Here is an 18,479-nt window from a genome sequence, read left to right on the forward strand (position 1 = left end):
GATCACGTCACCATGCGCAATTCGCATTCTTCAGCATCCGATGCCGCGCATCATGGCTGTTCAACTGTCTTCCATTCAGAAAACAAAAAGAAAGCGGGCCTGGAGATCTCCTCCACGCCCGCAAACTCGAACCGCAAATGATTATGCAAAAACCAGATCCGCAAATCTGCTATTGCCTCTGACTTTAGGAGGCAGGGGCGCTACGGCTTGTATGCCCCTCTCCGCCAAGCATCTTCTTAACCCGCTCGCGCATGCCCTGAAGGCTGACATAGAGGATCGGGATCAACAGAACCCCAATCGACGTTGCAAAGAGCATTCCTCCAAAGACAGCGAACCCAATGGCCTTCTGGCTGGCAGCTCCAGCGCTCGAAGCCGTCATCAGCGGGACGACGCCCAAAAGGAACGACAGCGCTGTCATCATCACCGCCCTGAAGCGCAGATGTGCTGCTTCGACAGCCGCATCGCGGATCGATTTGCCGCTATCGCGCTGTTCCATTGCAAATTCGACAATCAGAATCGCGTTCTTCGCCCCCATGCCAACAAGCATGATCATACCGATCTGGGTATAGAGATTGACGTCACTGCCCGTGACGAACACCGCGGTCAATGCACCGAAGATCGCGAAGGACACAGACATGAGGATCGCCAATGGCATCGTCCAGCTTTCATACTGTGCCACCAGGAACAGATAGGTGAACAGGATGGAAAGCAGAAGAATGAACATTACGATCTGGCCGGAGCCGAGCTGTTGCAAGGCGGTGCCTGTCCACTCGTAAGTGTATCCGGGAGGCAATGCCTCTGCAGCGGCGGTCTCAACCTCATTGATGACAACACCTGTGGAAGCCCCGGGCGCAGGATCTGCCATGACAGAAGCTGCACGGAACATGTTGTAACGGGTCAGAATTTGCGGCCCGAGAACATTTTCCGTCGTCAGAATACTGCGCATCGGCACCATGGTTCCGTCAGTCGATCTGACATAGAGCCTACCGATATCATCCACCCGGTTCCTGTACTGGCCATCAGCCTGGATCATGACCTTGTAGACGCGCCCGAAAATGTTGAAGTCGTTGATATAGTAGGAGCCAAGATAGGCTTGGAGTGTCGTGAACACTTCGGCGACGTCGATGCCGAGCGTTTTGGTTTTTTCCCTATCCAGATCGACAAAGACCTGAGGAACATTTGCCCGGAAGGTTGAATACGCCCTTGCGATATCAGGGCTCTGGTTCGCGGAATAGACCATGGACCCGACAGCCGATGCCAGGTCTTGCGGAGTGCCGCCGCCGGTCTGCTGAAGCATCATCTGAACACCACCCGTCGTTCCGAGTCCGGGGATCGGAGGCGGGTTGAACGCGATGATGTTTGCTCCGGGAATGGTCGAAAACTCGGCCCAGAACTTCCCGAGAATAGCGTCAATCTTCAGATCGGGTTCCTGGCGCTCTTCCCAATTGCTCATGGTCGCAATCACAAGAGCGGCGTTGGAAGATGTTGCGCCGTTCAGAATGGAGAACCCATTCACGATCACCACATTTTCCACCCCGGCCGTGTTGCGCGCGAGCTCGACAACCCGGTCGGTCACCACTTCTGTACGTTCAAGCGCGGCTCCATCTGGAAGCTGCACATCAACCATCAGATATCCCTGGTCTTCCGACGGCAGGAAGCCCTGTGGCAAAGACCCACCAAGCGTGACGATCATGACGACAACGCCGGCAACAATCAGGACACCGATAAAGGCAACCCTCACAAGCCGTCGGACAATAGCCGTATAGCCGTCTCGAACCTTCATGATGCCGCGATCGAAAAGACCCATGATTCCGCGCGGCGGACCCGAGCGAGCTTTCAGGATCAAGCCACAAAGAGCTGGTGAAAGCGTCAGCGCGTTGATCGAGGAAATCACCACGGATACGGAAATCGTGACAGCGAACTGCGAATAGAGCCGGCCGGTAATTCCCGGCATGAATATTGTCGGGACAAACACAGCCAGCAGCACCAGCGTGGTTGCGATGACCGGGCTGGTTATCTGCTCCATCGCCTTGGCTGTCGCTTCCTTGGGTGGAAGCCCCTCATCGGCGATGATGCGCTCTACGTTTTCAACGACCACGATCGCGTCGTCAACCACGATCCCGATCGCAAGAACAAGCGCGAACAGGGAAACCGTGTTGAGCGACATGCCAAGGGCCAGCAGAACGGCAAAGGTACCGATCAGCGAAACCGGAATTGCGACCGTTGGAATGATAGTTGCACGCCAGTTGCCGAGGAAGATGAATACCACCGACACAACGAGCAGGAAGGTCAGAAACAGCGTCGCGATCACATCGTTCAGCGAAGCTTCCACGAAGTCCGTCGTATTGAACGGCACCGCATACTTCATGTCGTCCGGAAACGCCTGTGACAGGCTTTCAAGACGCGCCAGCACGCTCTCGGCTACCTGCAGGGCGTTTGCACCGGGGGCCTGATAGATCGCAAGAACTGTAGACGGTTGTCCGTTGAACTCACCGGAAGCGTTGTAGAACTGAGCCCCGAGATCGACTTTGGCCACATCGCCAATCGTCACGACGGCACCATCTTCGCCGGTTCTTAGAACGATTTCCTCGAACTCCTCAGCTGTCGCCAACCGGCCTTTGGCCTTGATCGTATATTGGAACTGCTGGCCATCCGGCACCGGAGGAGCACCGATCTGACCGGCTGCCACCTGGATGTTCTGATCACGGACCGCCGCGATAAAGTCGCTCGGCGTCATGTTGAGGCTGGTCAGCTTGTCCGGATCAAGCCATATGCGCATGCCATACGCGAAATCCGTCATCACGTCGGCGCGGCCAACGCCTTGAACACGAGCGAGCGAGTCCTTCAGATTGATGGAGGCGTAGTTGGAAAGAAACACCTCATCATACGTACCGTTCGGCGAATACAGCGTGACGACCAGCAGCATGTTGGTACTGGATTTCTGAACCGTCACGCCATTTGCAGTCACTTCACTCGGGAGCTGACTTGTCGCCTGGCTGACCCGGTTCTGCGTGTTAACCGTCGCAATGTCCGGGTCCGTCCCCACCGCAAATGTGACGTTGAGCGAATAGTTGCCGCTGTCGTTACTCGTCGACTGCATGTAGATCATGTCGTCGACGCCGTTCACCTGCGCCTCAATGGGCGCGGCCGTCGTTTCCTCAAGAACTTCGGCGTTCGCACCGGTATAGGTCGCTGAAACGTTTACCACCGGAGGCGTGATGTCCGGAAACTGCTCAACGGGAAGCGCAAGATATCCGAGGATACCGGCAATCGTAATAACAATCGAAATAACCAGCGCGAATTTCGGCCGGTAGATAAAAAAGCGAGAAAACATTTAGCTTTGCTCCGCCGGCTTGGCTTCAAGAACAGGTGTAACCTCAACTCCAGGCCGCACTTTCTGCAAACCTTCCGTAATCACCTCGGTGCCTTCGTCCAGTCCCTTCTTTACGACGAAATTTGTTTCGACCTGAGGACCGAGCTCGACATATTTCTGCTCCACTTTCTTGTCCGGCGTTATTGCCAGAGCAAAGGAGCCCTGCTGGTCGCGCTGAATCGCGGCCTGCGGCACCACCAACTCGGTTTCCGTGTTGGGAGCTTCCAGAACGACGGTGACATAGGTGCCTGCCAGGAGGCGAACATCCTTGTTCTCGAACTGACCGCGGAACGAAATTGTCCCGGTCGTCGCGTCGACCTGATTGTCGATGTATACGATCTTGCCGACCTCGCCATACTTGTCACCATTCGGCAGGATCAGGCTGATGGCAGGTGCATCTTCCGGCGCAATGTCAGCCGGGGTGATGTTGTGTGTCTGCACAGCATTGAGATACTGCGCCTCGCTCACCGAAAAATTCACGTAAACCGGCGCAAGGCGGATAAGTTTGGCCAGAGAATCCGTCGTCGGACCGACGACTTCCCCAACGCTATAGGTCGATTTGCCGATCTGTCCCGGGAACGGCGCAGAAATGTCAGTGTAGCTCAAATTGAGCTCAGCCTGCTGCAATGCGGATTGGGCAGCTTCGACCGACGCGTCTGCCTGTTGCTTCTGTGCAAGTGTCGCTTCATAGGCAGCTTCGGAGACGTGCCCTTTTTCGAAAAGGTCCTTGTCGCGTTTCTCATCAGCAGCCTTGAGCGCAGCATCCGCCTTGGCACTTGCAAGATCAGCCTTTGCCTTGGTCAGTGCAGCTTCATATTCGGCCTTTTCAATCGTGAAAAGCAGTTCGTCCTTCTTGACGAACGACCCGTCAGGAACCGCCTTTTTCTCAAGGAAGCCGCTTACCCGCGCAACCAGATCAACTTGGTCGACCGCCGCGATCTGTCCTACGAAGCGCTCGCTCTGCCGAACGTCCTGAGAGGTGACCTTCGCAACCGTTACAGAAGGCGGAGGTGGGGCCGGCGCTTCGGCCTGTTTGGAGTCGTCGGAACAGGCAGCAAGGAAGGCAGAAGCTGCCGTTGCAAGGATTAAAGGACGGGAAAAAGTGGCAAAACGCAGAAAGGTCATTCGTGAAGCTCCGCTGTCTGGCCGATCTGGCCAAGCGCATAATCGAAGTTCACTATAAAAGGACTGGTTGATTCAACAAGCGAATTTTGTCGGAAGGACGATCCCTCAACCGCAAAAGTTACGCCGCGTTTTCAATCCAGCTAGCCGCACCACCAGAGAGTTTTGCCACAACTGTGAGATGCTTTCGGCTGTCAGCTTGCCGGAGACAGGATCAACGTGAGGCCAAACAGCTCGTCTGCCGGAACTGTTTTCGTTTCAGTCAGCGAAGCGCAGGAAATTTCCAGGGCAGCGATCAAGGGAAGATTGCCAGGCACCGCGTTTGCCGCAGCCTCTCCTACCAAAGAACGGAAGGCTGTGGGATTGAGAACCGAAATCCTGCCGCGTGGCGTCTCCAGCTCCAGTCCCAGGCTGGTTGCACGCATTTCCCGCTGCCCTGTGAAGCCCCCAAGAAACTCATGGTGGTCCGAAGGATCTCCGGCGAGCATGTAGACGGATTTCACGTTTTGAGCACCGTTCTCATGTTGCTGAAACGCGGGTTTCCAGAAGTTCTCCGGATACCTGTTGTGGCACGTAAAGTACCCGATCTCTGGGCTCAAGGGATCGTGCAGCAAGGTCAAATCAAACGCGACCTTGGCAGTCGACCCATCTGCCAAGTGAGCAATCCGCTCAAATGAAAAAGGGTCGAAGACCTTCAGTCCCGCCTTGCCGAATTCCTGGCGATCGATTTCAGGATCCTTGCTCTCAAGAACCAGCATGCTGGCCCCTTCCCGCGATTTGAGCAAGTCTCGGTTGAAGGCACCAAAGGAAAAGACGTTTCCTTCGGATTCCGAAATCAACTCCGGTTCGGCAACGCTCAGAAGTTCAATGAAGAAACCATCAAGCTGAACCAGGCGGTTCGCCGTACCCCATGGGTGCCGGTTTTCCGGCGTAACGGTGAACCCGAGCTTCTCGTAAGCCTGGCCCGCAGCCTCGAGATCCTTCACCGCAACTACGAGATGATCAAGACCGCGTACCATGTCTTCTTCCCTCAATACAAACTCGAACAATCAGACCAGACGGCTTTGCTGAATCGCCGCTCCGATAAAGGAGGCAAACAGCGGATGCGGATCAAACGGGCGTGATTTCAGTTCCGGGTGGTACTGCACGCCAACGAACCACGGGTGGTCATCGATTTCGACTGTTTCGGGTAGAACGCCGTCCGGAGAAGTGCCGGCAAAATTCAATCCGCATTTTTCCAATTGATCGCGGTAGCCAATGTTTACTTCGTAGCGATGGCGATGACGCTCCGACACGCTTGTGGAACCGTAAATATCAGCGATCTTGGACCCAGGCTTCAGTGCTGCCGGATAGGCTCCGAGGCGCATGGTTCCGCCGAGGTCACCATCAACATTACGCACTTCTTTCTCGTTGCCCTTGGTCCATTCGGTCATAAGACCGACAACTGGCTCCTTGCACGGGCCGAATTCAGTGGAATTGGCTTCGGTAATCCCGGCAAGGTTTCGCGCAGCTTCGAGAACCGCCATTTGCATGCCGAAGCAGATGCCAAAATACGGAATATTTCGTGTGCGGGCAAAATGAGCCGCAGCAATCTTTCCTTCAGCGCCACGCTCACCGAAACCACCGGGAACCAGGATGCCATGGACGCCCTCGAGATAAGGGCTCGGATCTTCTTTCTCGAAGGTTTCAGATTCGATCCATTCCAGGTTGACCTTGACCCTGTTGGCAATGCCACCGTGCACGAGCGCTTCAATCAGGGATTTGTACGCGTCTTTCAGAACCGTATATTTCCCGACGATCGCGATTTTCACTTCGCCTTCCGGATTTGCAACCGCATTGGATATTCCTTTCCAGCGGTCGAGTACGGGAGCCGGGGCGCCCTTGATCCCGAAGGCTGCGAGAACTTCGTCATCAAGCCCTTCCGCATGATAAGCGATCGGCACGTCGTAGATCGATTTGACGTCGTATGCCGGGATGACCGCACTTTCTCGAACGTTACAGAACAAAGAGAGCTTGCGCTTTTCATTCTCCGGGATCAGCCGATCACAACGGATCATCAGAATGTCCGGCTGAATGCCGATGGAACGCAGCTCTTTCACAGAGTGTTGCGTCGGTTTGGTTTTCATTTCGCCAGCGCTCGGAATGTAAGGCATGAGCGTCAGGTGAACATAAACGACGTCCCCACGCGGCAGGTCATTGCCAAGCTGGCGGATGGCTTCGAAGAAAGGCAGCCCCTCAATATCGCCGACGGTGCCGCCGATTTCGACCAGAACGAAATCATAATCTTCGTTGCCGGTCAGAACGAAGTTCTTGATCGCGTCGGTAACGTGCGGAATGACCTGGACTGTACCGCCCAGATAATCACCACGCCGCTCCTTGGCGATGATGTCCTGATAGATACGACCGGTCGTAATGTTGTCCTGCTGGTTGGCAGGGCGCCCGGTAAATCTCTCGTAGTGACCCAGATCGAGGTCGGTCTCAGCCCCATCGTCAGTCACGAAGCACTCGCCGTGCTGATAGGGGCTCATGGTGCCCGGGTCCACGTTCAAGTAGGGATCAAGCTTGCGCAAGCGTACTTTGTAGCCGCGTGCCTGAAGCAACGCGCCCAGTGCTGCAGAAGCAAGACCTTTTCCAAGCGAGGAGACCACGCCGCCAGTGATGAAAATGTATCGCGCCATGGAACAATACCATATCCTTGCCGAAGGCCGCTTGGCCACTCGGGAGTTGCGTTCTTAACACATAAAAATGCCCTGCGAGTTCAGCCGCAGGGCATATGTCAGGCGAAAGGGCCGGACGGCCGCCGCGGCCGCGTTACTGCGCGGCCGGGACCTGCGGTCCGGAAGGTTCGCTTTGTTGCTTGAGCGAATCGAGGATACCGCCGGTACCACCTTCTGCTCCACCGTCCGTCGTAGCGGGCGCGCCATCGGTGGCAACTGGAGCTGCATCGAGAATGGAACCCGGTCTTTCCTGATTCTGAGCGATCAAGCTTAGCGTCAGCGATGTTGCAAAGAAGGCCACTGCCAGGATCGCCGTTGCCCGGGTCAGGATGTTGGCCGTACCCCGGCTGGACATCAGTCCGCCGCCGCCGCCTCCGCCAATGCCAAGCGCACCACCTTCGGAACGCTGCAGGAGGACAACAAGCACCAGGGCCAACACGACCATCAAGTGGATAACGATGACTACGGTTTCCATCGAATGCCATTCTGTATTGAATTCAAGATTGGCGGCCTTCTACACCAGACGACGCCAGCTTTCCACCCTTCAATTGCGCCTTGATCACAGAAGCTTCAAGAGCTTGCGGATCACGAATACGCAGAAAGGATACCTATAAAGTCGTCGGCTTTAAGGCTGGCACCCCCGACAAGGGCACCATTTACATTGGCAACGGCCATCAATTCCCCGGCATTTCCGGGTTTGACCGAACCGCCGTAAAGCAGCCGCATCGCAGATCCATTGGCACCCAATCTGTTCACCAGATTGCCCCGCATGGCTGCGTGAATTTCCTCGACATCAGCTGCTGTCGGTGTCAACCCGGTACCGATGGCCCAGACCGGCTCATAGGCAACCACAGTGTTTTCGGCGGTCGCACCATCGGGAACAGAGGCATTCAGCTGACGTTCAACAACGTCAACCGCCCTGCCGGTTTTTCTTTCTGCTTCCGTCTCGCCAACGCAAACAATTGCCACAAGGCCGGCACGCCAGGCCGCTTGTGCTTTGGCGTTTACGTCAGAATCAGTCTCACCGTGGTCCGTCCGGCGCTCTGAGTGCCCAACGATCACGGCAGTGGCGCCAGCGTCCTGCAGCATTTCGGCTGAGACATCGCCTGTATGAGCGCCGGACTTTTCCGCATGGCAATCCTGTCCCCCCACAGAAATGCCGGCGCTTTCGGCCTTGTCCGCAAGAAGGGAAACCAACGTCGCCGGCGCGCAAATCATGGAATCAACAGATTCGGACAGATCATCGGAAATTCCGGCAATCATCTTGTAGAATTCTGCCTGATTTGACTTCAGGCCATTCATTTTCCAGTTGCCGGCCACAAGCGGTTTGATTTTTGCGCTCATAATCGTGTCATCTCCCGGAGAGTGGTCGTTCATTTGCCGCCTATAGAGCAGATGCAATGTTCCGTTGCAATCTTCTTTGGCGCAGTAATTTGTTTTCCTTTCCGAAGTTTATGCCAGGCTGCCTTGCAGCGGCGGCAACAGCTCATTATGATCCGCCCGCTCCGGCCTGGACCGGTCCACCAACCGGGCAGAAAATCCGGCCGTTTGAAAAACAAGAATTACGGGAGTCGTCATGCTTGACGCGCTGCGCAAGGGCGCTGGCACCTGGGTTGCCAAACTGTTTATCGCTCTGCTTATCTTCAGTTTCGCCGTTTGGGGTGTAACGGACTTTCTGCAAGGGTTCAGCCTGAACACGGCAGCGAAAGTCGGCGACACGGAAGTCTCCCTGCTCGATTTTGATCGCACCTATCGCCAGGACCTGAACAGGCTGGGACAGCAACTGGGTCGTCCATTGACGCCATCTGAAGGCGCTGCGCTCGGTATTCCGCAACAATCTCTTGGGAAGTTGGTCGCCGAAGCTGCAATGAGCAACACCGCTCAGAACCTGAAGCTGGGCGTATCCGACGAGCGCCTTGCAGCCATTATTCAATCCGACCCCGCGTTTCGAGGGCTCAACGGAAGATATGACCGCACCCGTCTGCAACAGGTTCTGCAGGCAAATGGCTACCGCGAAGACGAATATGTCGTTCAGCGCAGAAATGTTGCAGAAAGAGGACAGTTGGCAGAAGGGATCGCCGGTGGCCTGAAGGCACCGGTCACTTACCTTCAAGCACTTGATGCCTACCAGCGCGAGACCCGGAATGCGGAGTATCTTCTGATTACAGCCGACACAATCGGCGAAATCGAGGAGCCATCAACAGAAGCTCTGAGTACTTTCTTTGAAGAAAAGAAAGCCGACTTCCGTGCGCCGGAGTATCGCGAAATCAAATATGTCGCCCTTACTCCCGACACCCTCGCCCGTCCGGAAGATGTGAATGAAGAAGATGCTCGCGCGGAATATGACCGCCGGTCTGCCGATTTCTTCCAGCCCGAACGTCGTAAAGTGCGGCAAATGTCGTTCCCATCCAAGGAAGCTGCAGAAGAAGCGGCGGCCGAACTAAATGACGGCAAGACATTCGAACAGCTGATGTCTGAGCGTAATTTGGGCAACAATGACGTCACACTAGGTGTGATGTCGAAGAGTGACTTTCTTGACGAGGCACTTGGCGAGGCTGCCTTTTCCCTGAACGAAGGGGAATCCAGCGACGCTGTGGAAGGCCGTTTCTCCACGGTCATCTTGAATGTCGAGGAAGTTCTGCCAGAGAGCACGCAGCCATTTGATGAAGTCAAAGCTGGCATCATCGAAGAACTCGCAAAAGAGCAGGCAGAACGCGAAATTCTGGATCTTCTGGATGAAATCGAAGATGCACGCGCAGGCGGCGCTTTGCTGGATGAAGTTGGCGAGCGTTTCTCATTACCTGTTGAAGCTCCGCAGGCCTTCGACGCGTCAGGCATGTCAATGGCCGGAACCAATGTTGAGTTGCCAGAAGCTGAAGGCCTTGTTGCAGGCGCTTTCGACAGCGACGTCGGCATCGAAAACGACGTTCTTCAGCTCGGAAACCAGGGCTTCCTCTGGTACGACGTCGCCAAGGTGATCCCGTCGCGTGATCGCGATCTTTCCGAGGTTCAAGAGGATGTTATTGAGGCCTGGAAAGCCGATGAACTGTCCAAACGCCTTGACGAGACGGCAGCGGACCTGCTCGCGAAGGCCCAAAGCGGAACCCCGTTCATTGCACTGGCAGCTGAAAAAGGTCTCGAGGTGAAGAGCGTGTCGGACCTGAGAAGAAACACGCCGTCAGGTGACTTCGGCAATGAGGCCGTTTCCGCAGCGTTCAATGGACCGGTTGGAACCAGTGCAACCACGAATGCGGCAAGCGGCGGTAACCGCGTCGTCTTGAAGATAACCGCAACTTCAACGCCGGAGTTCGATGTTTCCGCGCCTGAAGTCTCTGCCCTTGGTGATCAATTGTCTCAACAGATCCAGGATTCGCTGCTTGGTCAGTTTATTACGGATCGCGAAGCCAAAGCCGGAGTGGAAATCAATCAGGCTGGCATCGCTCAGGTCATTGGCCTGAACCAGAATTGATACGAAGCGGATGGAAGACTGAAATGACCACGTTCAAGGACATCATCGCCAAAGTGGCGGATGGTCACGCTTTGAGCCCGGCGGAAGCGAGAGAAGCTTTTGACGTGATCCTTTCAGGATCCGCAACACCTTCGCAGCTCGGCGGCTTCCTGATGGCCTTGCGGGTCCGCGGCGAAAGCATCGCAGAGGTCACGGGTGCTGTGGCGACCATGCGGTCCAAGATGCTTCCGGTCGATGCTCCCGCGGATGCGATCGACATTGTCGGTACGGGCGGAGACAATTCCGGCAGTTACAATATATCGACCTGCACAGCGCTCGTGGTCGCCGGATGTGGCGTGCCTGTTGCCAAACATGGCAACAGATCGCTTTCCTCCAAATCCGGAGCTGCGGAAGCTTTGGCCCAATTGGGTGTCGATATCGACATAGCTCCTGAGAAGATTTCCAATTGCATCAACAGTGCCGGAATAGGCTTCATGTTTGCGCCGTTGCATCACGCCGCGATGAAACACGTTGGCCCAACACGGATGGAACTGGGCACCCGCACCATTTTTAACCTGTTGGGTCCGTTGTCGAACCCCGCAGGTGTCAAACGGCAGATGGTCGGTGTCTTCGCCCACAAATGGGTCGAACCTGTTGCCCATTCCCTAAAGGAACTGGGCTCAGAAAAAGCGTGGGTCGCGCATGGCTCCGATGGTATGGACGAAATCACGACGACCGGCCCGACCTATGTCAGCGAATTGAAGGATGGCCAGGTACGGTCCTTTGAGATCTCCCCGGCAGATGTCGGTCTTCCTGTATCAAAGGCAGAAGATCTCAAGGGTGGACAACCTTCTGAAAACGCGAAAGCCCTTCGCGAAGTGCTCGCTGGTGCCAAGAACGCCTATCGCGATATCGTGCTGTTCAATTCAGCCGCTTCCCTGCTGGTCGCAGACAAAGTGTCGAACCTGAAGGACGGCGTTGAAATGGCAGCCAACTCGATCGACAGCGGATCTGCTGCCGATACGCTCGAAAAGCTTGTTGCCGCATCAAACGGATAGTCACATGGCCGATATCTTGCAGAAAATCGAAGCCTACAAGCGTGAAGAAATCGCTGCGGCAAAATCAAAAATCCCGTTAGCGGAGCTAAAGGCACAGATCGCCGACGTGTCCGAACCTCGTGGTTTCCTGAAAGCCATCGAGACGAAACACTCCAATGGTGACTACGCTCTGATTGCGGAGATCAAGAAAGCCAGTCCCTCAAAGGGGCTCATTCGCGAAGACTTTGACCCGCCTTTGCTGGCGAAGGCGTACGAGGCGGGCGGAGCTGCCTGCCTGTCCGTGTTGACCGACAGTCCCTCTTTCCAAGGCAAGCCGGAGTTTTTGACGGCAGCGCGCGCTGGAGTATCCCTGCCCGCACTGCGCAAGGATTTCCTGTACGACACCTACCAGGTGTACGAAGCCAGGGCCTGGGGCGGCGACTGTATTTTGATCATTCTTGCTGCGGTGGATGATGACACCGCCAAGGCCCTTGAGAACACTGCATTTGAACTCGGCATGGACGTTCTTCTCGAGGTACATGACAATGCTGAACTTGACCGTGCCTTGAAATTGTCTTCCCGGCTAATGGGTATCAACAACCGAAACTTGAAGACCTTCGAGACCAGACTTGAGACCAGCGAGGAACTTGCGCCGAAGGTTCCATCCGACCGCATAATTGTCGGCGAATCCGGCTTGTTCACACCGGACGACCTTGCTCGCATGAACAAGGTAGGAATTTCGACATTCCTGATCGGCGAGAGCCTCATGCGTCAGAATGATGTGACATCCGCAACCAAGTCTCTTCTCACCCGCCCTCCTCTTTCAAAAGCTGTTTAGGCGGTCAATGTCCGACCAAGACCCAAAACTTACCCACCTTGACGAGGCCGGTGCGGCCAACATGGTGGATGTTTCGCAGAAAGAAGCCACCCACCGCATTGCAATCGCACGCGGCACCATCACAATGCGGCAGGAAACTCTGGACCTTATTCGTTCCGGAAACGCCAAGAAAGGCGATGTAATAGGTACGGCACGCATTGCCGGTATTCTCGCTGCCAAAAAGACCCACGAATTGATTCCGCTTTGTCATCCCCTGATGCTTTCAAAAGTGACGATCGACATTGACGTCGATGATAGTCTGCCGGGCCTTGCCGTGACCGCAACTACCAAGGTCAGTGGTCAGACTGGCGTGGAAATGGAAGCTCTTACAGCATGCTCTCTCACCTGCCTGACAATCTACGACATGGCAAAGGCAGTCGACCGGGGCATGGTGATCGGAGACATTCGCCTGGTGGAAAAAGCCGGCGGTAAATCGGGACATTGGACATTGGAAAAAGACGGCAGCGAAGGTGGAACCTGATGAGCCTGATGCCGGTTGCAGAAGCGCTTGAAAAACTCCTTTCAGGCGTTTCGCCCCTGGAAAGCGAACTCGTTTCATTGGATCAGGCCAATGGCCGGGAGTTGGCCGCCCCCTTGGCTTCCACGCGCACGCAGCCCCCGTTCGCCGCGTCTGCCATGGATGGATATGCAGTTCGCCATGAAGACCTGGCAGAAGGTCGTAAGACACTTACCGTTATTGGAGAGGCCCCCGCCGGACACAGCTACTCCGGCGAAGTGAAGGCAGGTGAAACCGTTCGAATTTTCACTGGCGCTCCGATACCAGACGGTGCCGACACGATCTTGATTCAGGAAAATGCAGAACGAACCGGAGACGAAATCAGGGTCCTTGAAGTCCCGAACGATGGAGCTTTTGTCCGCCCTGCCGGTCTCGACTTCTCCAAGCATGAAATTCTGCTGTCACAGCCCTTGAAGCTGACATATCGGCATCTGGCACTTGCTGCCGCAATGAACTACGCGACCGTTCCTGTTATCCGCAAGCCGAAAGTTGCCATTCTGGCGACAGGAGACGAGCTCGTCCGGCCAGGTGTTGAACCCGGACCTGATCAGATCATCGCATCCAACCATGCCGGCATCGCCGCACTTGTAGAGGATTGTGGTGGCTTACCCTTGGACCTGGGCATTTCACGAGACGATCCGGTGGAGCTTGCCAATCACGTTCGCCAGGCGATTTCAGCGAAAGCCGATATACTCGTTACGCTGGGAGGTGCATCGGTCGGAGATCATGATCTGGTTCAGGACGTGTTGGGTCAGGAAGGAATGGATCTGGCTTTCTGGCGGATCGCAATGCGCCCTGGCAAGCCATTGATGGCTGGACGGCTCGGCAAGACGAAAGTGCTCGGACTTCCTGGCAATCCCGTTTCCAGCCTCGTTTGCGGATTGCTTTTCCTGAAACCGCTCTTGAAAGCCATGCTTGGTCAGTCGACCGGTGAAACAGGAGCCAAACCCGCCGTCCTGGGATCAGAACTTCCCGAAAACGACAGGCGTCAGGATTATGTCAGAGCAACACTGGACGAAGATGCCGACGGTCGTTTGATAGCGACACCGTTTTCCAAGCAGGACAGCTCGATGCTCGGTCTTCTGGCTAAGTCCGGAGCGTTGATCATACGCCCCCCCCATGCTCCGGCTCAAGAAGCCGGAACGACCGTGCCGGTCATGGTCCTCTAGGTCTGATACGATCCGTCAGCGCTCTCTGAGCGCGTGGGCAACCTGATCAGTGATCGGTTTGACCAGGTAGCTCAGGACCGTACGGTCGCCCGTTGTCAGGAAAGTTTCAACCGGCATACCAGGTACAAGCGTCTGGGTGCCGAGCTTTTCCAGTTCATCTTCGTCAATTACCAGACGGGCAACGTAGTAGCTCGTGCCCGTGCGTTCATCCTGCGTAAGGTCGGCAGAAACCGTGAGCAGCTCTGCATTCAGTTCTGGCGTTGTTCTCTGATCGAAGCTTGGAAAACGCACTCTGGCCCGTTGACCTGGTGCCATCTGGTCAATGTCGACCGGACGAACCTGCGCTTCGACAATAAGCTGGTCTTCACGCGGGACGATCTGCATAACAGTTTCACCCGGCGCAACCACACCGCCAATCGTGTGAACCGAAAGCTGGTGGATGTATCCATTTTGCGGTGCGAGAATATCAACCCGTGTCAGTTCATCTTCAGCGGCAATCTTCTGTTCTTCAAGCTGCGCGATGCGTGAGCGCACTTCCTGCAGCTGCTCCAGAACTTCAGCTCGATAGGATTCTTCAATTTGCAGGATCTGGATCCGCCGTTCGCTGATTGCCTCATTGGTTCTGGCAATCTGTGCAATCAGGTCTCCATATTCGCCTTCAAGACGTGCCTTTTCCCTGCGAAGCGACGTGACGCGGCTCTTTGAGACAAGCTGCTTGTTCAGCAGACCATCGAGATCCGAAAGTTCCTCGTTGATCAGCTCGATTTCGGAAACCTTCGCCGTAACCTGCGCTTCCAGACCCAGGATCTGCTTGTTGAACTGACGGATCTGTTCTTCCAGCTGGTTCTTGCGCCCGTCCTTGGAATTCTGACGCGCCTGCAAAAGCAATTGCTGGCCACGCTCGATATCCGTCAGCTCCCGTTGTGCTGCGTCTGGCCATTCGATCGTGCGAATATCATCACGCTCAGCTTCCAGTCGCTGCTCTTGTGCGTTCAACTCAGTCAGCTGTTTGGTAATAACGGCGAGATTGGCACGCGTAACGGTATCATCCAGACTGATCAGAAGCTCACCAGCTTCAACAACATCTCCGTTCTTCACCTTGATGTCGCGCACGATGCCGCCTTCGCGATGCTGAACCTGTTTGATGTTGGTTTCAACAACAACTGTTCCTGACGAAACCACGGCGCCAGAGATTTCGGTGAAGGTCGCCCAGCCACCTATGCCACCGACAACAAAAATCGCGATAAAGAGAGCGAACAGGAGATGATTGCGCACTGTTTTGCGCAGCATGTCATCTGCATTTCCAGACACTTGTTTGGTCATTTTTCTGGCACTTTTCCCTGTTCAGGCCATTACCGTCCTGGTCCCATTCCAGCGCGAACACGCTGGACAGGCTGAACAACTTGCTTCAGGACCTCTTCCTTCGGACCGAATCCGGCCATCTTGCCTTCCTTGAGGCAAAGGATCTTGTCCACTGTTGCGATCGCGCTCGGGCGATGGGCAATCACGACCACGATCGATCCCTTTTCCCGCATCGCCTTGATTGCACCGGTCAAGGCGCTTTCACCTTCGGCGTCCAGATTGGAATTGGGCTCATCCAGCACGACGAGGAAGGGGTTACCATAGAGCGCTCGTGCAAGAGCAACACGTTGGCGTTGCCCAGCTGACAGGGATCTTCCAGTCCGTCCGATGACCGTGTTGTACCCTTCAGGCAACGCAACAATCATATCATGAACGTCAGCAAGTTTGGCTGCTTCGATAACCTTGTCCGGCGAAGCCTCTTCATTGAACCTGGCTATGTTTTCGGCGATTGTACCGTCAAACAACTGAAGATCCTGCGGTAGATAGCCGATAAATTCGCCCCGTTTTGTTGTCGGCCATTGCCCGAGCTCCGCTCCGTCATATCGAATAACGCCCTTGAGAGCGGGCGTTGCCCCGACAAGTGCCCTCGCGAATGTCGACTTTCCGGACCCAGAGGGTCCGATCACGCCCAGGCCATCGCCAGACTGAAGCTCCAACGTCACATTCTGCACGTAAGGCATTGCTTCGCCGAATGGACCACAGAAGACCTGCTCTACGTTGACCTTTTGGGTTGGCAGAGGCAGGTCCATCTTTTCAGGTTCGGAATCCGCTACCTGCAACACCTCTCTCAAGCGTTTCAGCGCCTGACGGCTCGCGACAAAGCCACGCCATTGTGCAACCGCCTGCTCGATCGGGGCCAGAGCCCTTGACGTCATGATCGACGCGGCAATCATGACACCCGGGGTAATTTCCTGTTTGATTGCAAGCCACGCACCAACACCAAGAATGGCAGACTGAAGCACAAACCGGATGGTTTTGATGGCTGTGCCGAATACTCCGGTGCGGTCGGAAGCGCGTCGTTGGGTGGCAAGATATTCGCCGTTTTGAGCATCCCATCTGGACGTAAGCGCACCTTGCATCCCCATCGCCGTAACAACTTCGGAATTGCGCTGTCCGCTCTCAACCACCGCAGCACGCCGGCCGGCCTGACCGGCAGCCTCTTCGGATGGACTTCGCGACATCGCCTCGTTGACCCCGATGAGGATCGTTATGATGATGGCACCCGCCAACCCAACGAATCCCAGCAGCGGGTGAAACAGGAAAACAATGCCCAGATAGAGCGGCAACCAGGGAATGTCGAAAATGGCTGCAGGCCCTGGACCTGACAGAAACTGGCGAATCGTGTCCAGATCCTGAACTGGACGCAATTTTGCGGCTCGCCTTCCCAAGCGAACCGGAAGACTGTTGGATACCTTGTAGACGATGCCGGACAAACGAGCGTCAACTCTTTGACCCAGACGAGACAGGATACGTCCACGTATGCCTTCCAGGATTCCGTAGAAAACGTAGAGCACCATCGCCAGTATACCGATCACGACCAGCGTCGGTACTGAACCACTTGCAAGAACCCGGTCATAGACCTGGAGCATGAACACCGGGCCGGTGAGCATCAGGATGTTGATGACAAAACTGACGACGGCAACGCCCCAAAACGCACTCCGGATGGGACGAAACGCCTTGGCAACAGGATTGTCTCGCCCGGTCAGCGGTTTTGCGGCTCCTTGCCTTGCTCCAACCATATAGCCCTCAGTATCTTGTTTTCGGTTCTACGTCTTTTCGCAGCCTGGCCCGCGAATCCGATCAGTATGACTGCCATATGTTCGAATCTGATGTCAGCTGAACAACGTATGGTTCAAATCATACGCCATTGCCAAGCGACCGGTTCAAACACAATCTAGCAGTCTGAACAAGATACAGCTTCACTTGCGGTCAACAAACCTTGACGACGACCGCAGCTAAAACACTTAAAATTTGTCAAAAACCCGGCCACATGGGACCGGGTTCTTCATTAGGCAAAAAAATTGACCTCAGCTCGCAGCGGAAACAGCGCGCTTGGCCATTACGGTAACCAGGTTTGCCCGGTATGCCGAAGAGCCGTGAATATCGTGGAGCATGCTTCCTGCATCCACCTTGATATCGGCAACAGCATCCGGCGACCAGTTGGAAGCGAGAGCAGATTCCATTCCACTCACCCGGAAAACGCCATAGTGCCCTGCCCCGGTGACAGCCACTCGCACACTTCCGTCACTGTGGCGCGCAACGAACACGCCAGCCATAGCGTAGCGAGAAGCCGGGTTCGGATACTTTGCGTATGCACCTTTTTCCACGATTGGAAAGGAAACCGACACAACGATCTCGTCTTCATCGAGCGCTGTATCGAACATGCCGATAAAGAAGTCTTCTGCTGACAATTCACGCTTGCTGGTCACGACAGTTGCTCCGAGCGCGACCAGCGCAGCCGGATAGTCCGCGGCAGGATCGTTGTTGGCAATGGAGCCGCCAAGTGTCCCCATGTGGCGCACCGCCGGATCCCCGATTCCACTTGCGAGGCTCGCAAGGCTCGGAAGTTTCTCCTTTACCACTCCGGACGATGCTACTTCAGCATGCGTGGTGGCTGCACCGATTGATATGCTGCCGCTACCTTCCGAAATGCCGTTCAAGTCGGCAATCTTCGTAACATCGACAAGATCGCTTGGAGCCGCCAACCTTTGTTTCATGGTTGGAAGCAGTGTCTGACCACCACCCAGAATTTTTCCGTCGTCAGATTTGCCCATAAGATCAGCTGCTTCAGCAACAGAACCGGCCCGGTGATAATTTGTTTCGTACATTTCGCGTCTCCCCAATAGCTGGGTTCAAG

General features: G+C 55.3%; 14 protein-coding genes. 5 read left to right on the plus strand and 9 right to left on the minus strand.

Going from position 1 to position 18,479, the window contains the following annotated elements; all coding sequences use genetic code 11:
* Positions 1–184: 184 nt before the first annotated feature.
* The 6 genes from ABLO27_RS05895 to tpiA all read right to left on the minus strand — a co-directional run bounded on the left by ABLO27_RS05895 (position 185) and on the right by tpiA (position 8,556).
* Positions 185–3,334, minus strand: coding sequence for an efflux RND transporter permease subunit (locus ABLO27_RS05895; protein WP_353031227.1), 3,150 nt, complete (start codon positions 3,332–3,334; stop codon positions 185–187).
* Positions 3,335–4,498: an efflux RND transporter periplasmic adaptor subunit gene (locus ABLO27_RS05900; protein ID WP_353031228.1), complete on the minus strand. Its 1,164-nt coding sequence runs from the start codon at positions 4,496–4,498 to the stop codon at positions 3,335–3,337.
* Positions 4,499–4,689: 191 nt separating this feature from the next.
* On the minus strand, positions 4,690–5,514 hold the full coding sequence (locus ABLO27_RS05905) for a VOC family protein (protein WP_353031229.1): 825 nt from the start codon (positions 5,512–5,514) through the stop codon (positions 4,690–4,692).
* A 30-nt stretch (positions 5,515–5,544) separates the two neighbouring features.
* Positions 5,545–7,173: a CTP synthase gene (locus ABLO27_RS05910; protein ID WP_353031230.1), complete on the minus strand. Its 1,629-nt coding sequence runs from the start codon at positions 7,171–7,173 to the stop codon at positions 5,545–5,547.
* A 133-nt stretch (positions 7,174–7,306) separates the two neighbouring features.
* On the minus strand, positions 7,307–7,687 hold the full coding sequence (gene secG / locus ABLO27_RS05915; RefSeq protein WP_353031231.1) for a preprotein translocase subunit SecG: 381 nt from the start codon (positions 7,685–7,687) through the stop codon (positions 7,307–7,309).
* 110 nt (positions 7,688–7,797) lie between these two features.
* Positions 7,798–8,556, minus strand: a complete 759-nt coding sequence (tpiA, locus tag ABLO27_RS05920) for a triose-phosphate isomerase (protein ID WP_353031233.1) — start codon at positions 8,554–8,556, stop codon at positions 7,798–7,800.
* 232 nt (positions 8,557–8,788) lie between these two features.
* On the opposite strand from tpiA, the gene ABLO27_RS05925 reads away from it, so the two are divergent.
* From ABLO27_RS05925 to glp, 5 genes are read left to right on the plus strand one after another with little or no spacing between them, the layout of a single operon-like run.
* The gene (locus tag ABLO27_RS05925) at positions 8,789–10,681 is read left to right on the plus strand and encodes a peptidylprolyl isomerase (RefSeq protein ID WP_353031235.1); all 1,893 of its coding nucleotides are present in this window, start codon (positions 8,789–8,791) and stop codon (positions 10,679–10,681) included.
* 23 nt (positions 10,682–10,704) lie between these two features.
* Positions 10,705–11,718, plus strand: coding sequence for an anthranilate phosphoribosyltransferase (trpD, locus tag ABLO27_RS05930; RefSeq protein WP_353031236.1), 1,014 nt, complete (start codon positions 10,705–10,707; stop codon positions 11,716–11,718).
* A 4-nt stretch (positions 11,719–11,722) separates the two neighbouring features.
* The gene (trpC, locus tag ABLO27_RS05935; protein ID WP_353031237.1) at positions 11,723–12,535 is read left to right on the plus strand and encodes an indole-3-glycerol phosphate synthase TrpC; all 813 of its coding nucleotides are present in this window, start codon (positions 11,723–11,725) and stop codon (positions 12,533–12,535) included.
* Between the two features lie 7 nt (positions 12,536–12,542).
* Positions 12,543–13,055: a cyclic pyranopterin monophosphate synthase MoaC gene (gene moaC, locus ABLO27_RS05940; RefSeq protein WP_353031238.1), complete on the plus strand. Its 513-nt coding sequence runs from the start codon at positions 12,543–12,545 to the stop codon at positions 13,053–13,055.
* Complete coding sequence (gene glp / locus ABLO27_RS05945; protein WP_353031239.1) at positions 13,055–14,260, plus strand: gephyrin-like molybdotransferase Glp; 1,206 nt, start codon at positions 13,055–13,057, stop codon at positions 14,258–14,260. Before moaC ends, glp begins: the two co-directional genes overlap by 1 nt.
* Before the next feature lie 15 nt (positions 14,261–14,275).
* Here glp and ABLO27_RS05950 read toward each other — a convergent pair whose 3' ends face one another.
* From ABLO27_RS05950 to ABLO27_RS05960, 3 genes are all read right to left on the minus strand, one after another.
* A complete protein-coding gene (locus tag ABLO27_RS05950) occupies positions 14,276–15,550 on the minus strand; it encodes an HlyD family type I secretion periplasmic adaptor subunit (protein ID WP_353031240.1) in 1,275 nt (424 codons plus the stop codon).
* A gap of 62 nt (positions 15,551–15,612) precedes the next feature.
* On the minus strand, positions 15,613–17,361 hold the full coding sequence (locus ABLO27_RS05955; protein ID WP_353031241.1) for a type I secretion system permease/ATPase: 1,749 nt from the start codon (positions 17,359–17,361) through the stop codon (positions 15,613–15,615).
* A gap of 288 nt (positions 17,362–17,649) precedes the next feature.
* Positions 17,650–18,450, minus strand: a complete 801-nt coding sequence (locus tag ABLO27_RS05960; RefSeq protein WP_353031242.1) for an FAD binding domain-containing protein — start codon at positions 18,448–18,450, stop codon at positions 17,650–17,652.
* Positions 18,451–18,479 lie beyond the last annotated feature (29 nt).

Origin of the sequence: Roseibium sp. SCP15 (assembly GCF_040329435.1) — a bacterium.
Classification (GTDB): Bacteria; Pseudomonadota; Alphaproteobacteria; order Rhizobiales; family Stappiaceae; genus Roseibium.

Excerpts from the sequence above, each read along its gene's own strand:
- ABLO27_RS05895 (WP_353031227.1), bottom strand. The coding sequence starts at position 3,334 with ATGTTTTCTCGCTTTTTTATCTACCGGCCGAAATTCGCGCTGGTTATT.
- ABLO27_RS05900 (WP_353031228.1), bottom strand. The coding sequence starts at position 4,498 with ATGACCTTTCTGCGTTTTGCCACTTTTTCCCGTCCTTTAATCCTTGCA.
- ABLO27_RS05905 (WP_353031229.1), bottom strand. The coding sequence starts at position 5,514 with ATGGTACGCGGTCTTGATCATCTCGTAGTTGCGGTGAAGGATCTCGAG.
- ABLO27_RS05910 (WP_353031230.1), bottom strand. The coding sequence starts at position 7,173 with ATGGCGCGATACATTTTCATCACTGGCGGCGTGGTCTCCTCGCTTGGA.
- secG (WP_353031231.1), bottom strand. The coding sequence starts at position 7,687 with ATGGAAACCGTAGTCATCGTTATCCACTTGATGGTCGTGTTGGCCCTG.
- tpiA (WP_353031233.1), bottom strand. The coding sequence starts at position 8,556 with ATGAGCGCAAAAATCAAACCGCTTGTGGCCGGCAACTGGAAAATGAAT.
- ABLO27_RS05925 (WP_353031235.1), top strand. The coding sequence starts at position 8,789 with ATGCTTGACGCGCTGCGCAAGGGCGCTGGCACCTGGGTTGCCAAACTG.
- trpD (WP_353031236.1), top strand. The coding sequence starts at position 10,705 with ATGACCACGTTCAAGGACATCATCGCCAAAGTGGCGGATGGTCACGCT.
- trpC (WP_353031237.1), top strand. The coding sequence starts at position 11,723 with ATGGCCGATATCTTGCAGAAAATCGAAGCCTACAAGCGTGAAGAAATC.
- moaC (WP_353031238.1), top strand. The coding sequence starts at position 12,543 with ATGTCCGACCAAGACCCAAAACTTACCCACCTTGACGAGGCCGGTGCG.
- glp (WP_353031239.1), top strand. The coding sequence starts at position 13,055 with ATGAGCCTGATGCCGGTTGCAGAAGCGCTTGAAAAACTCCTTTCAGGC.
- ABLO27_RS05950 (WP_353031240.1), bottom strand. The coding sequence starts at position 15,550 with ATGCTGCGCAAAACAGTGCGCAATCATCTCCTGTTCGCTCTCTTTATC.
- ABLO27_RS05955 (WP_353031241.1), bottom strand. The coding sequence starts at position 17,361 with ATGGTTGGAGCAAGGCAAGGAGCCGCAAAACCGCTGACCGGGCGAGAC.
- ABLO27_RS05960 (WP_353031242.1), bottom strand. The coding sequence starts at position 18,450 with ATGTACGAAACAAATTATCACCGGGCCGGTTCTGTTGCTGAAGCAGCT.